The sequence below is a fragment of the uncultured Tenacibaculum sp. genome, from assembly GCF_947495995.1.
Lineage (GTDB): Bacteria > Bacteroidota > Bacteroidia > Flavobacteriales > Flavobacteriaceae > Polaribacter.
This window is the reverse complement of the sequence record NZ_CANMAX010000001.1, coordinates 309,975-324,746: the sequence shown is the minus strand read 5'-3', so window position 1 is coordinate 324,746 and position 14,772 is coordinate 309,975. Positions and strand designations below refer to the sequence as shown.

The 14,772-nt window shown below is 31.0% G+C and carries 13 protein-coding genes; 5 read left to right on the top strand and 8 right to left on the bottom strand.

Annotated elements, in window-relative coordinates; all coding sequences use genetic code 11:
• Nucleotides 1-48: 48 nt before the first annotated feature.
• Nucleotides 49-2,247, bottom strand: a complete 2,199-nt coding sequence (locus Q1A15_RS01430; protein WP_299617631.1) for a polyribonucleotide nucleotidyltransferase — start codon at nucleotides 2,245-2,247, stop codon at nucleotides 49-51.
• 148 nt (nucleotides 2,248-2,395) lie between these two features.
• Nucleotides 2,396-2,665 (bottom strand): 30S ribosomal protein S15, encoded by a 270-nt coding sequence (gene rpsO / locus Q1A15_RS01425; protein ID WP_274635235.1) that lies wholly within the window; start codon nucleotides 2,663-2,665, stop codon nucleotides 2,396-2,398.
• A 152-nt stretch (nucleotides 2,666-2,817) separates the two neighbouring features.
• On the opposite strand from rpsO, the gene Q1A15_RS01420 reads away from it, so the two are divergent.
• A complete protein-coding gene (locus Q1A15_RS01420) occupies nucleotides 2,818-3,663 on the top strand; it encodes a hypothetical protein (RefSeq protein ID WP_299617629.1) in 846 nt (281 codons plus the stop codon).
• Nucleotides 3,664-3,742: 79 nt separating this feature from the next.
• Here Q1A15_RS01420 and accD read toward each other — a convergent pair whose 3' ends face one another.
• From accD to Q1A15_RS01405, 3 genes are all read right to left on the bottom strand, one after another.
• Nucleotides 3,743-4,600 (bottom strand): acetyl-CoA carboxylase, carboxyltransferase subunit beta, encoded by an 858-nt coding sequence (gene accD, locus Q1A15_RS01415; RefSeq protein ID WP_299617627.1) that lies wholly within the window; start codon nucleotides 4,598-4,600, stop codon nucleotides 3,743-3,745.
• A gap of 216 nt (nucleotides 4,601-4,816) precedes the next feature.
• The gene (fbaA, locus tag Q1A15_RS01410; RefSeq protein ID WP_299619760.1) at nucleotides 4,817-5,884 is read right to left on the bottom strand and encodes a class II fructose-bisphosphate aldolase; all 1,068 of its coding nucleotides are present in this window, start codon (nucleotides 5,882-5,884) and stop codon (nucleotides 4,817-4,819) included.
• Nucleotides 5,885-5,987: 103 nt separating this feature from the next.
• Complete coding sequence (locus Q1A15_RS01405) at nucleotides 5,988-8,468, bottom strand: BamA/TamA family outer membrane protein (RefSeq protein ID WP_299617625.1); 2,481 nt, start codon at nucleotides 8,466-8,468, stop codon at nucleotides 5,988-5,990.
• 70 nt (nucleotides 8,469-8,538) lie between these two features.
• On the opposite strand from Q1A15_RS01405, the gene Q1A15_RS01400 reads away from it, so the two are divergent.
• Nucleotides 8,539-9,276 (top strand): RNA methyltransferase, encoded by a 738-nt coding sequence (locus Q1A15_RS01400; RefSeq protein WP_299617623.1) that lies wholly within the window; start codon nucleotides 8,539-8,541, stop codon nucleotides 9,274-9,276.
• Here the strand turns inward: Q1A15_RS01400 and Q1A15_RS01395 are convergent.
• From Q1A15_RS01395 to Q1A15_RS01385, 3 genes are read right to left on the bottom strand one after another with little or no spacing between them, the layout of a single operon-like run.
• A complete protein-coding gene (locus Q1A15_RS01395; RefSeq protein WP_299617621.1) occupies nucleotides 9,268-9,882 on the bottom strand; it encodes a deoxynucleoside kinase in 615 nt (204 codons plus the stop codon). The genes Q1A15_RS01400 and Q1A15_RS01395 overlap by 9 nt on opposite strands.
• A 55-nt stretch (nucleotides 9,883-9,937) precedes the next feature.
• Nucleotides 9,938-10,618 carry a response regulator transcription factor gene (locus Q1A15_RS01390; protein ID WP_299617619.1) on the bottom strand — a complete coding sequence of 227 codons (681 nt, stop codon included), beginning with the start codon at nucleotides 10,616-10,618 and terminating at the stop codon, nucleotides 9,938-9,940.
• Nucleotides 10,611-12,194: a HAMP domain-containing sensor histidine kinase gene (locus Q1A15_RS01385; protein ID WP_299617617.1), complete on the bottom strand. Its 1,584-nt coding sequence runs from the start codon at nucleotides 12,192-12,194 to the stop codon at nucleotides 10,611-10,613. Before Q1A15_RS01385 ends, Q1A15_RS01390 begins: the two co-directional genes overlap by 8 nt.
• A 123-nt stretch (nucleotides 12,195-12,317) precedes the next feature.
• On the opposite strand from Q1A15_RS01385, the gene Q1A15_RS01380 reads away from it, so the two are divergent.
• From Q1A15_RS01380 to Q1A15_RS01370, 3 genes are all read left to right on the top strand, one after another.
• Nucleotides 12,318-12,908, top strand: a complete 591-nt coding sequence (locus Q1A15_RS01380) for a hypothetical protein (RefSeq protein WP_299617615.1) — start codon at nucleotides 12,318-12,320, stop codon at nucleotides 12,906-12,908.
• Between the two features lie 34 nt (nucleotides 12,909-12,942).
• Entirely contained in the window at nucleotides 12,943-13,773 is an 831-nt protein-coding gene (locus Q1A15_RS01375; RefSeq protein ID WP_299617613.1) for a GLPGLI family protein, read from the top strand.
• 89 nt (nucleotides 13,774-13,862) lie between these two features.
• Nucleotides 13,863-14,732 carry a GLPGLI family protein gene (locus Q1A15_RS01370; protein WP_299617611.1) on the top strand — a complete coding sequence of 290 codons (870 nt, stop codon included), beginning with the start codon at nucleotides 13,863-13,865 and terminating at the stop codon, nucleotides 14,730-14,732.
• The last annotated feature ends 40 nt before the right edge of the window (nucleotides 14,733-14,772 follow it).

Genomic DNA, 14,772 nt, shown 5'->3' with positions numbered 1-14,772 from the left:
GTCAAGTTTACTTGACGATTTTTTATTTATGATCTTAAAAGATAGTAATTAAGACTTTTTATTGTCTCCTTTTGGCTTTCTATCTTCTCTTGGTTTTTTGTCATCTCTAGGCTTTTTATCTTCTCTAGGTGGTCTAGGTAATAAAGCTTTTCTAGAAACTTTCTCTTTACGAGTTTTAGGATCAACACCGAAGTATTTTACATCTACAATATCACCAATATTAACAACATCAGTAACATTGTTTGTGCGTTCCCAAGCTAACTCAGAAATGTGTAATAATACTTCATTTCCTGGAGCTTCAGTATATTCTACTACCGCACCAAAATCTAAAACTTTCACAACTTTAGTTTCGTAAATACTTCCTTTTTCAGGTTTAAAAGTAATAGCCTTAATACGCTCTAAAACTTTATCTATACCTTCTTGGTTAGTACCTAAAATTTCAACAATACCTTCTTCAGTAACTTCATCTTCATTAATTACAATTGTAGTTTCAGTCTCTTTTTGTAATTCTTGAATATGCTTACCACCAGGTCCAATCATTGCACCAATATAATCTCCAGCGATACGAACAGTAACCATTTTTGGAGCGTGAGCTTTTACAGTTTCGTTTGGAGTAGAAATAGTATCTGTTAACTTTCCTAAGATATGTAAACGACCATCGCGAGCTTGTTTTAATGCATTTACTAAGATCTCATAAGATAATCCTTTGATCTTAATATCCATTTGACAAGCAGTAATACCATCTGCAGTACCAGTAACTTTAAAGTCCATATCTCCTAAGTGATCTTCATCTCCTAAGATATCAGATAAAACTGCATAACGATCACCATCAGAAATTAATCCCATAGCGATACCAGAAACAGGCTTTTTAAGTTGAACACCAGCGTCCATTAATGCCATAGTTCCAGAACAAACTGTTGCCATTGACGATGAACCATTACTTTCTAAAACTTCAGAAACGACACGTACAGTGTATGGACAATCTTCAGGAACCATACCTTTTAAAGCACGTTGTGCTAAATTTCCGTGTCCTATTTCACGACGAGAAGTTCCACGAATTGGGCGAGCTTCTCCAGTTGAAAATGGAGGGAAATTATAGTGTAAGTAAAAACGCTCTTCATCTTGAATAGTTGGAGAGTCAATCATGTTAGCATCTCTAGAAGTACCTAAGGTAACTGTTGCTAATGCTTGAGTTTCTCCACGTGTAAAGATAGATGAACCATGAGTTCTTGGTAAGTAATCTACTTCACACCAAATTGGTCTTATATCTGTAGTTGTACGTCCATCTAAACGTAAACCTTCATTTAATGTTAAATCACGAACAGCAGCTTTGTGTGCTTTTCCGAAATATTTAGAGATTAAATCTCCTTTTTCTTCTAATTCTTCTTCAGTGAATAAAGCTAAAACTTCGTCTTTTACTTCAGAAAAAGCTTGACCTCTTTCTTTCTTAGAAGTACCTTTTTTAGCGATCTCGTAACATTTATCGTAAGCAGCAGCTTTAATCTTTTCTTCTAACTCTTCATCTGTAACTGCAACTTCGTATTCACGAGTTTCTTTTTTACCTACTTGGTTTACTAATGCTTCTTGCGCTTCACATTGTACTTTAATAGCTTCATGTGCTACACGAATTGCATCTGCCATTTCTTCTTCAGAAACTTCGTCCATTTCACCTTCTACCATTGCTACGAAGTCTTTAGAAGCACCAACCATTAAGTCAATATCAGCTTCTTTTAATTGAGCAGGACTAGGGTTAATAATGAATTCTCCATTAACTCTAACTACTCTTACCTCCGAAATTGGAGCTTCAAAAGGAATATCAGATAACTGAATTGCTGTAGAAGCAGCTAAACCAGCTAAAGCATCTGGCATAACTTCAGGATCATGAGACATTAATTGCATCATAACCTGCGTTTCAGCATGATAATCTTTTGGGAATAATGGGCGTAATACCCTGTCTACTAAACGCATTGTAAGAATTTCTTCATTACTTGGTCTAGCTTCACGTTTCATAAAACCACCTGGATATCTACCAGCTGCGGCAAATTTTTCTCTATAGTCTACAGTAAGTGGTAAAAAGTCAATTCCAGGATTAGCTTCTCTAGCCGAAACTACAGTTGCCAAAATCATGGTATCTCCCATACTTACAACAACAGAACCATCTGCTTGTTTTGCTAACTTTCCTGTCTCTAAGGTAATGGTTCTTCCATCTCCAAGTTCAATAACTTGGCTAAATACTTTTGGAATCATAAAGTGTTTTTTTCAAATAAATTACGTTGTTAGTTGTAGTTGTGTTGTGTGTGTTGTTGTTTCAATGGAAGTTTTAAAAATATAAAACAGCTTTGGCTAAGATAATAAAAAAAGAGGCTGAAAATTCCAGCCTCTTTATATTTAGGTATTATTTTCTAATTCCTAATTCCTTGATGATTGCACGATATCTGTTGATATCTTTTTTCTTTAAATAGTCAAGTAAACTTCTACGCTTACCTACCATTTTCACTAGAGAGCGCTCTGTGTTGAAATCTTTACGATTTCTTTTTAAGTGCTCAGTTAAGTGGTTAATTCTGTGAGTAAATAACGCGATCTGTCCTTCAGCAGTTCCAGTATCGTTAGCGCCTTTACCATGTTTTGCAAAAATTTGCTCTTTTACTTCTTTAGTTAAATACATACCAATATTGTTTAAATGATTTTAATGTACTTCAAATTTCATTGAAGTCGCAAAAGTACAATTAATTTTCCTAATAAAATAATTAATGTTTATTAAACCTTTTCCTAAATGTTAAGTCAAAGAATCATATTAACTTTTAAATACTATTAATTATGACTGCGAGAGTTTTAAAATTTGGAGTGATGATGTTATTAGGAACAATGTTCTTTATTTCATGCTCAGATGAAGATGGAGTTAATCTTAATGAGACGAATGATTTAAATGCTGAGGAAATTCAAGATATGGTAGTAGCCGATGATATTACATCTGATATAGATGATATTCTAGAGGATGATGATTTAGATTTTGGTCTTTTAGCTAGAGGAGGTGACGAAAGTAGAAGTAGTGTTGCCGATTGTGTTACACGGTCTGTAGTTGTAGATGATGTAGCAGAAACATTAACAATTACATTAGATTTTGGAGAAAACTGTGTTGGTCCTAGAGGAAGAGAGCTTTCAGGAAAAATAATTATTGTATATCAAAAAACAGATTTAGGTTATACTAAAGAAGTAAGTTTTGATGGTTTTTCTGTTGATGGAAATACAATTGAAGGATCAAAATCTGTTGTGAAAGTAAAAGAGAATAGTAATGGAAATAAAGAAGCAACGCATACAGCAGATATAACGATTACTTTATCTACAGGAGAAGCAATTGTTTTAGAAGGAACAAGAACACGTGAAAAGATTGAAGGAGATGAGACAAGAGATCGAGGAGATGATGTGTATTTAATTTCAGGAAATTGGAGATTTGTAAACAAATTAGGTAATGAGTTTACAGGAAATATTGTAGAAAAATTAAGGAGAGAATATGCTTGTAAATATATTGTAAGTGGTGTTACTGAAATTACTAAAAATAGTAATGCTTACACATTAGATTTTGGCGATGGTTCTTGTGATAATACTGCAACAGTAACGAACAGTGCTGGAGAGTCAAGAGAAATTACCCTTAGAAGAAGGTAATTAGGATTTATTTGGGATTAAAAAAGACTAGCGATAATGCTAGTCTTTTTTTGTTATAATGTTCAGTAAAAAACTTTAATTAAGCTCTTACTGGTTGATTTTGGATTAAATCTAAGTATAGGTTTACTTGTTTCTTTAAGTCTTTACGTTCGTAAATAGCATCCAAGAAACCATGTTCTAATACAAATTCAGAACGTTGGAAACCTTCAGGTAATTCTTTACCAGTTGTATCTTTTACAACTCTTGGTCCTGCAAATGCGATTAAAGCATTTGGTTCAGCGATATTAATATCACCTAACATAGCAAAAGAAGCTGTTGTTCCTCCAGTTGTTGGATCTGTACATAAAGATACATAAGGAATTTTAGCGTCTGCTAATTGTGCTAATTTTGCAGAAGTTTTCACCAATTGCATTAAAGATAATGATGCTTCCATCATACGTGCTCCACCTGATTTAGAAACCATTAAGAATGGAATGTTGTTTTGGATAGCATAATCGATAGCACGTGCTATTTTTTCTCCTACAACACTTCCCATAGAACCTCCAATAAAAGCAAAATCCATACAAGCGATTACTAAATCTTTTCCTTGAGATTTTCCTACAGCAGTTCTAACAGCGTCGTTTAAACCTGTTTTTTCCTGTGCGCTTTTTAATCTGTCTGGGTATTTTTTAGTATCCTCGAATTTTAAAGGATCTTTAGCTACTAACTTTTCGTTAAGTTCTGTAAATTCGTTATTGTCGAAAAATAGCTCGAAATATTCTTTACTTCCAACTCTTACGTGATATCCGTCTTCTGGACTTACATATAAGTTTCTTTTAAGCTCTTCAGTATCTATTATTTTTCCGCTAGGAGTTTTATACCATAAGCCTTTTGGTGTGTCTTTCTTTTCTTCAGTCGGGGTATGAATCCCTTTGTCTTTTCGTTTAAACCAAGCCATAATCTAGTTTTGTTTGTTTAGTGTCAGTTTAAATAATTTAACCCTTATTTATGGGGTAGGTTAGTTTACAAATGTAAAAGTTTTTTAATTACTGACTCTTCTTTTTAAATTAAAATTAATAAGAGTCTGTTTTTTAGTTTTTTAATCAATAAAAAAGTCTCTTAAAATTTAAGAGACTTTTAATTTATAAAGTTGGTTATAACTTTTTTAAAGCTACTATAAAGTGTTTATGCTATTTAAATCTTCGAAAGCTTGTTTTAAACGAGTTTTGAAAGTTAATTCTCCTTCTCTAAGCCATTTACGAGGATCGTAATATTTTTTGTTAGGAATATCATCTCCATCAGGATTTCCGATTTGAGTAGCTAAATAATCAGCATTTTTCTTCATGTAATCACGAATTCCTTCATTAAATGCATATTGTAAATCTGTATCAATATTCATTTTAATTACACCGTAACCGATAGCTTCACGAATTTCTTCTAATGTAGAACCTGATCCTCCGTGGAATACAAAGTCAATTGTATTAGCAGGAACGTTATATTTTTCTGAAATATATTCTTGAGAATTCTTTAAGATTTTTGGAGTTAATTTTACGTTTCCTGGTTTGTATACACCATGAACGTTACCAAATGCAGCAGCAATTGTAAATTGATCACTTACCTTTAATAACTCTTCGTAAGCATATGCTACTTCTTCTGGTTGAGTATATAATTTAGAGCTATCAACATCTGTGTTATCTACACCATCTTCTTCACCACCAGTAATTCCTAATTCAATTTCTAAAGTCATACCCATTTTACTCATACGAGCTAAGTATTCTTTACAAATTTCGATATTTTCTTCTAAAGGCTCTTCAGATAAATCGATCATGTGAGAACTGAATAAAGATTTTCCAGTTTCTTCAAAATGCTTTTCACTAGCATCTAATAAACCATCAATCCAAGGTAATAACTTTTTAGCAGCATGATCTGTATGTAAAATTACAGGTACTCCGTAAGCTTCAGCCATTAGGTGAATATGTTTAGCACCAGCTACAGCTCCAGCGATTGCAGCTTTTTGATCTTCGTTAGATAAACCTTTACCAGCATTAAATTGAGCTCCTCCGTTAGAGAATTGTATAATAACAGGAGAATTCACTTCTTTTGCAGTTTCTAAAACAGTGTTTATAGAGTTAGAACCTACTACGTTTACTGCAGGTAATGCAAATGCTTTTTCTTTTGCTAATTTAAAAATCTCTTGAACTTCGCGTCCAGTGGCAACTCCTGGTTTTATCATTTCTTTTATTTTAAGTTAGTGTTGTTTTTCGATTGAAACAAAACTACATAATTTTTGTATTAAAAGATGAAAAACTAAAATTAGATTACGATTACGTTTTAGTGATTGATTTTTAGAAAGGATAATTAATCCCGATGTTAAATACAGAATTAGCAAAATTGGTGTTTTGAAACCATCTTTTACCATTTAAATAAGGTTCTCTTACTTTAAACCCAAGATCTAAACGAGCAACTAAAAATTTAAAATCATAACGTAATCCAAAACCAGTTCCTACTGCCATATCTGTAAGCGATTCGATACCTTGAAATCTAGATTCAGAGTCTGTTAAAGAAGAATTTGTAATATCCCAGATATTACCCATATCAAGAAAAATGGCACTTTTTAAACTCCCAGCAATATCAAAACGATATTCAAAAGAAGAAAGGAATTTTAAACTTCCAATGTTATATTCTAATCCTGGAGCTCTTCGACCCGGACCTAAATCATAAGTTTGCCAAGCTCTAATATCATTCGAACCACCAGCAAAATAACTAACTGAAAACGGAATACTAGAATCATTGTAGGTAAGAATGGCTCCTAAAAAAGTTCGGTGTGCTAATACGTTGTTATCACCTAAATCCCAGTATTTTTTATATTCAATATCTGTTTTAAAATACTCAGCAATAGGAATTTTAAAAACAGTTGTTTGTCCGTTGCCATTGGTTTGATTAGATAATAATCCCATAACGTTTCCTGAGTTTGCTAGTCTAAATCGGAAATAAGAAAAGTTAGAATCTTTTATGCTTTCTTGATTATTGTATGTGAATGTATATGCAATTTCAGGAATTAAGAAATCGGATGTGATAATATTGTATCGATTTAAAATATTCAAATTATCTCTGTACGCTTCTGGATTATTAGTTCTAAAGTTTTCATCTAATGAAATCTCTGTCATTTTATTTACAATAGCTTCATTGTTCGCAGGAGCTGGATCAGGTAAGTCGAAACTAGCATCGAAAATATCAACAACTTCCACAAGCTTCGCATATTCAGAACCATAGATATTAAAGTAATTTCCAACGTTTAGATTTCTAATATATTGAGCGTTTAATAATTCTAATTGAATAGATTTCTTTTTATTGAACTGCCATCTGTAATCGACTCCAACAGCAATATTTTGTCGATCTAATGCAATGTTTTTTTGAATACTTAAACCTGTACTAAAAATCGTTCTAGGTTGCATACGTTTCGGAACCAGCTTATGAAAACCAAATGGAGCCATAAATCTTGGTACTTCAAGAGATAAGTTTCCTCCAAATTCCCAACCCGGACCGTTAGCAGAATTAAAGAAACCTCCTTGAACTGCAAGTTGAAAAATTTCTGCTCCTTTAAATGTGTTTCTATTGGTAATTGAAAACTTACCAGAAATATCAAAATTTCTAATGTTCGAGCGAGATAATTCTGCATCAACACCAATAGAGTATTTTTCAATAGGTGTTAAAAAAATATTTGCTTCTAACTCATCATCGCTTATAGGATTGTAACGTATTGATGTTGTTTTGAAATTTTTTAAACCTCTTAAATGAAGTTGAGTTAAAGCCCTTAAAGAATCTGTATAAACTTGATTTGGCTTAATAAAAATTGATTGCGATAAATGTTTTGGATTGTATTTTAATTTATCTCTTGAGAAAAAATTAATCCCTTTATAAGTAGTTGAATTAAAATAAGGTTCATTACGTGTAGCGTAGGTGTAATCTGTAATGATATTGATGTTTTTTATTTTCTGAACCTTAAAAGGTTTAGAAATATATTCACCATCTTTTTGAATTAATTGATCTCTAATTTTAACACGAACATTGGCTTTTTCATAGTTTTTTAAAGTATCAGGTTCAAAAAGGAGGTAGTTTTCGTTGAAATGGTAAATTCCCTTGTTTCTAAATAGGTTAACAACTCTGTTTGCTTCTTTTATAAAGTTATCATCTTTATATTGATCTCCTTTTTTAAGAAAGCTTTTATGCGCATGTTTTTGATAAATAGAATCTAGTATGGGCGATTGAATCTCTGTATAAATAGAGTCTAAAAATGTTGGTTTCCCTTTTTCAACAAAGTATGTAATTGCTCCTTTTTTTCTTCCTACGGTATCTTTTTTATACCGAACTTTTGTTCTAAAATAACCTTGAGTAATATAATATGAAAGTAAGCTTTTAGCAGTACCTTTTGTTTTTTTATCATTGATGATAATAGGAGCTTGTCCGTTATTTAAATACCAATTGTTAAGGCCTATAAATGTGTTTGCAACTGCGATACTTTGTTTTTCAGAAAAAACATCTTTAAACAGTTTATACCATTTAGGATGATTTTTTTGCCATTCTTCAACATCTTTAGATCCTCTCGGATTTCCTAAGTTGTAAAAATAAAGTGATAAAGGTAAACCAATAGCTCTTGCATTTTTTTGTTGTTGTAATAAGCTATTTAGTGTTTCGTTTTTTTGTTTTACACTATCAACAATAATTGTGTTTTTTGTAAGTAACAATTCATTTTCAGGAACGTGTTTTATAGTACTACAAGAACCAAGAATTAGAAGCAATAAAAAATAAAAGATGTGTTTTTTCATTAACTTTACACGTCGAATTGAATTGTCAAAAATATCATTTTTACAATTAATAGCTGTTAAAAAACTGCCAATGAGTCTATCTAAAAAACAAATTAAGCTAATCAATAGTTTAAGATTAAAGAAATATAGGAAAATTAATGGACTTTTTATTGCTGAAGGCATAAAAGTAGTTAATGAATTACTAGATTCTAGTCTTAAAGTACATTCTTTATTTGTAGTTGAGTCTTCTAACTTTAACACAAAAAACGAAGAAATAACGACTTATATTTCTGATGAAGAACTAAAAAAAATTACCACTTTAAAAACGCCAAATAAAGTTTTAGGTATTTTTCATATTCCTGAAGAAACTCAAAAGGAAGACACTGGTTTAGTTATCGCTTTAGATGCAATTAACGATCCTGGAAACTTAGGAACAATTATTCGTTTGTGCGATTGGTTTGGAGTTGAGAAATTAATTTGTTCTTCAGATACCGTAGATTGTTACAATCAAAAAGTGATTCAATCGACCATGGGGTCTATAACTAGAGTTAATATTAGTTATGTAGATATTATCAACTATTTAGAGAGCACAAGTTTTCCAACTTTCATTGCCGATATGGATGGTGAAAATGTATATACCAAAGAATTACCAAAAGAAGCCGTATTAGTTATGGGTAATGAAGCTAATGGAGTTTCTGAACATGTCAGATCTCTTATAACTAATAAATTAACTATACCTCGTTTTGGCGAAAGTCAGCAAACAGAAAGCTTAAATGTAGCTATGGCTACATCTATTTTAATTAGTGAATTTAAAAGGAATTTAAAATAAACCGTTGATTTGCGCGTCTATTCTATCGATAATGTAGCCTAAATCTTCAGGATTATCAACAAAGTCTAATTTATCAACTTCAATTACTAATAATTTACCTTTGTTGTATTTGCTAATCCAAGCTTCGTAACGCTCATTAAGTCTGCTTAAATAATCGATGCTGATTGAACTTTCGTAATCGCGTCCTCTTTTATGAATTTGACCAACAAGTGTAGAAATATCTGCTCTCAAATAAATTAATAAATCTGGTGGATTAACTAAGTTTTCCATTAATTCAAAAAGAGAAGAATAATTACTAAAATCTCTATTTGTCATTAATCCCATTGCATGAAGGTTTGGTGCAAAAATATGCGCATCTTCATAAATGGTTCTATCCTGAATTACATTCTTTCCAGATTGTCTAAGATCAAGTATTTGTCTGAATCTACTATTTAAAAAGTATACCTGTAAATTGAAAGACCAACGTTCCATTTCTCCATAAAAATCATCTAAATAAGGATTTTCATCAACCGATTCGAAGTGTGGTTCCCAGTTGTAATGTTTTGCTAATAATTTCGTTAGCGTAGTTTTTCCTGCCCCAATATTACCCGCTATAGCTACATGCATACTATCATAGTTTTGAAGGGGCAAAAATAAATATTATTCTTCGATTATTTTAGAATTAACAAGTTAATTTATATCCGTAACCACGAACATTAATAATTTCAACTGTTGGATCTTTTTTTAATTTTTTTCTGAGTTTAGAGATAAAAACATCCATACTTCTGGCATTGAAGAAGTCATCGTCTCCCCACAATTTTTTCAAGATAAAAGAACGATCGAGAATTTCATTTTTTTTCTCCGTTAAATAATACAAAAGTTCACTTTCTCTATGTGTTAAAAGTTCAGCTTGATCATTAAAGTAAAGTTTTTGTTTTTCGTAATTAAATACAAAATTACCGATGTTTATTTTTTCTAGATCTTTCTTCAAGTTAATACGATCTAACAAACTGTGTACTCTAACGATTAACTCTTCCATAGAAAACGGCTTTTTTAGATAATCGTTTCCACCATGCTGAAAACCATCTATAACATCTTTGGTTTGAGATTTTGCAGTAAGAAAAATAATAGGAATGTGTTGATTCTCTTCTCGTATTTCTTTGGCCAGTGTAAATCCGTCTTTCTTTGGCATCATTACATCTAACACTAAAATTTCAGGGTTTTCTTTTGTGTAAACATTATATGCCTCTTCACCATTTAATGCGTGAAAAACTTCGAAATTTCTAGTTTCTAAACTTTCTTTAACGATTTGTCCTAAACTTGGTTCGTCTTCAGCTAGTAATAATTTTATCTTTTTACTCATATGGCATAGTGATTTTAAATGTTGTTTTTCCTGGGGAAGAACTTAAATGAATGGTTCCGTTGTGTTTTTCTACAATCTTTTTGGTATAGTATAAACCAATACCAAATCCTTTTACATCGTGTGTATTTCCTTTTGGAACCCTATAAAACTTGTCGAAAATTTTGTCTTGTTGACTTTTTTCTATTCCCGAACCATTATCTGAAACGCTAATTTCTAATTCGTTTTTATTAGTATGAAATTGTAATTCAATTTTATCACCACCGTATTTCACAGCATTGTCTAGTAAGTTGGAAATAGCATTTTCAAGATGGAATTCATCAATTTGAATAATTAACTCTTCAATATTAGAAGAGAAAATAATTTCCTTTTCTGTGGTAAATAGTTGATGTTTTTTAGATAATTTTTCAAGGAGATTGATAATTTCTACACGTTCTTCTTTAAGTAATAATTTTTCACTGTCAAGTGTTGCTGTTTCCAGTAATTTTTCAACCATAACATGTAGTTTCTTAATCTGACTTTCAGAGATAGCTACATATTTTTTAGTTTTCTCTTTATCTTCAATTGCATTAAAATTATTTATCGCTTCTAATGCTGTAGAAACTGTAGTTATAGGAGTTTTAAATTCATGAGTAATATTACTGATTAAGTCATTCTTAATTTCAGCTAACTCTTTTTGTTGATTTATAATTCTTAACAAATAGAATAAACTAAAAATTACAGCCAGCGATAAAAGAAGTGATAATAGTATTCCTGTCGAACTTCTTTTCAAAGCTTCAGCAGACGGATTACTATATTTCATTTTGAATTTTTTATTCGGACCAAGAAATGTCGATTTTGATTCAATAATATCAAATTCATCAAAAGCAGTTGGTGTAAAAATCGTATGAATAGTATCTTGTTTATAATATTCGAAACTATAGTTTACATTAATCTTTTTCTGACTTAATTCTTTTCTTAAAAAAGTATCAATTTTACTATGATTCATTGTGTCGTTCTGGATAGCAATGTAGAATGTTTTTAAGCCTTTCAGGAGTTTTAAACTGTCAGCAGCTTTTTTTCCTTTGAAAATTTTTAAAGTATTATTATTGTTTTGATCAGGACAAATACAATTGCTAGAATCATCAAATATGTGATTATGTTTTGTTGTGTCTCTTTTTTTAGAGAAAATACTATCTAGCGCAAAAGCAGTATTATCATATTCTTTAGTGTTATCTGTGGTAATCACTAAAGATTCTATGGTAAACTTTAAAGAGTCTTTAGATTCATCGTTAATAGAATCGTTGTTTTTCGGGACTTTTTTATTTGTTATTGTAGAGAAAATGTTTTTCCAAACTTGTCCGGCTTTTCTTCTACCTGTAGAATCATTTTTAGATGTTATAATAGAAAAGTGATTTTCACTCGATAAATCAGTAAAGTATTTACTAACAGCATTATCTAAGCTAATCTGAATTTCATTCATTACTCTTAGCTTGTTCTGTTGGTAGTTTTTATAATTCCAATAAAACTGTACAGCTATAGTAGTTAGTATAGTAACTACAATAAAATAAAGAATCCAATTATGTTTTACGGTTTTCATGTTTCAAAGGTACATTTCTAATTCAATAAAAATAAGTCGGTTAACACTAGTTAACACTAGTTAACGTAGAAACATAAATTTTGAAAACATCTTTGTAGTGTAAAACAAAAAAATCAACTCGAAATGAAAAACATAATTACCGTAGTATTATTAATCACAACTATGAGTGCTTTTACACAAGCTAAGAAAACTAAAGAAGTAAAGTTTAAAACTACGTCGCTAGTGTTTAGTGTAGATTCCTCTGATGAATTAAAAACTATCAATTGGGATGAAGCAAAAGACTTTTTTAAAGATAGTGACGAAGATGAAGAAATTTCAATTGGCTTTAAGGTTAAAAAAGGAGACAGTAGAAACACAAAACTTAATATTAAAGAAAGTATGGTGTTAAATGGAAAGGTTGCTCACATCGATAAGTTTATAAAAATACTATCGGGTTACAAGCCAAAGAATACCAATGAAGTGAAAAAATCTGCTCTAGTTTTTACTGTTGATTCTATAAAAGAACTAAAAGAGATTGATTGGAAAGAAGCTCAAGAATTTTTTGAAGGAAATGACGATGATGATGAAGTTATATTAGGTTGTAAAGTGAGAAGATCTAAAGAAGAAAAATCAAAATTAACAATCAAGCAAAGCTATCAAGTTAGTGGGAAGTTTAAAGATCTAGACAAGTTAATTAAAATCATGTCTAAGTACACGAAATCACAAAAAGAATAGATTCAATAAAACATAACATCTAAATTATATAGAAATGAAAATTAAGATATTAGTTACGGCATTATTAATTTCTACATCGTTGTTTGCACAGAATTTTCAAGGAAAAGCAACGTATAAAACTCATAACAATGTAGATCTTAAAATAAGTACTGGAGATAAGGCACCGAATTCAGATTTACAGAAACAGATTCAAGAAAAAATGAAGAAAATGTTTCAAAAAACATATACTTTAAACTTCACAAAATCAACATCAACTTATACTCAAAATAAAGAGTTAGAACCAGCAGCACAATCTGGAGGAGTTCAAATTATGATGTTCGGAAATGGAGGAGGAAACGATATCTTATATAAAAACGTTGCTGAGAAAAAATATATCAATAAAACAGAAGTATTCAGTAAAGAATTCTTAGTGAAAGATAAACTAGCTGATCAGGAATGGGAAATGAGTGGAGAAACTAAAAAAATAGGAAAATACACTTGTTATAAGGCTACAAAAACAAAAGAAGAAGAACGTATTAGTCATATGATGACTGATGGTGAAACTGAAGAGAAAAAAGAAATGGTAACTGTAAAAACTACAGCTTGGTATACGCCTGAAATTCCAGTAAGTAACGGGCCAGGAATGTTTTGGGGATTGCCAGGTTTAATCTTGGAAGTACATGAAGGGAAAAGAACAATAGTTTGTTCAGAAATTATAATTAATCCTTCAGAAAAAGTAAAAATAAAAGAACCTAGAGGAGGTAAAAAAGTTACTTCAAAAGAATATGAAAAAATAGTAAAAGAGAAGGTGAAAGAGATGAACGAACGTTTTAAAAATAATAGAAAAGGAAATGGAGAATCAATTTCTATAGAGATTGGAGGTTAATTTTTAAAAAGCGATTAAACCTTAAGCTTCTTTATTAGTCTAAAATCAAGATAACTAAAGTTATCTTTAACAAAATTAATTAAGTACTTATGAAATCGCTTTTTACCTATCTCCTTTTTCTAACAATAACAATTGGTTATTCACAAAAGAATTTCCACGGAAAGGCAGTTTATCAATCGAAAACCTCAGTAGATATGAATCAATGGGGAAACAGAGAGCTTTCTGAACAGCAGAAGAAAAGAATAATGGATCGGATGAAGAATATGTTAGAAAAAACATATACGCTTCATTTCAATAGAACATCTTCTTTATATGAGGAAGAAGAGAAGTTAGAAGCTCCTGGTGGAGGAAGAGGAGGTTTTCGTTTTGGTGGATTTTCTAGCGGAATTCAATATAAGAACACACAAGACAAACAGTTTTTAGAAGAGCGAGAATTCTTTGGGAAAAAGTTTTTGATTAAAGATGCTTCTGAAATGCCAAAATGGGAAATGACTGGTGAGCAGAAACAAATCGGAAATTATTTATGCTATAAAGCAACAATGCTTAAAAAAACGGATGAGTTCGATTGGCAAAATATGAGAAGAAGAGGCAGAGGTAGAGGTAGAAGAAATCAAGATAAAGACAATAAAAAACAAGACAGTACTAAAGTTAGAAAGGTAACTGAAGATATAGAAATGCCAAAAGAAGTATTAGTAACGGCATGGTATACACCTCAAATTCCAGTGAGCAACGGACCAGGAGAATACTGGGGATTACCAGGTTTAATTTTAGAAATTAACTCTGGAAGAACAACAATTTTATGTACAGAAGTTACTTTAAATCCTAAAGAAAAGAAAGAAATAGAACCTTTAACAAAAGGAGACGAAGTAACTCGAGATGAATACAATGCTATTGTTAAAAAGAAAATGGAAGAAATGAGAGAAATGTGGCGAGGACGAAGAAGAGGTGGAAGAAGATAGATTTTACTAATCCGTAATATGAAATAATCAAACTTTAATA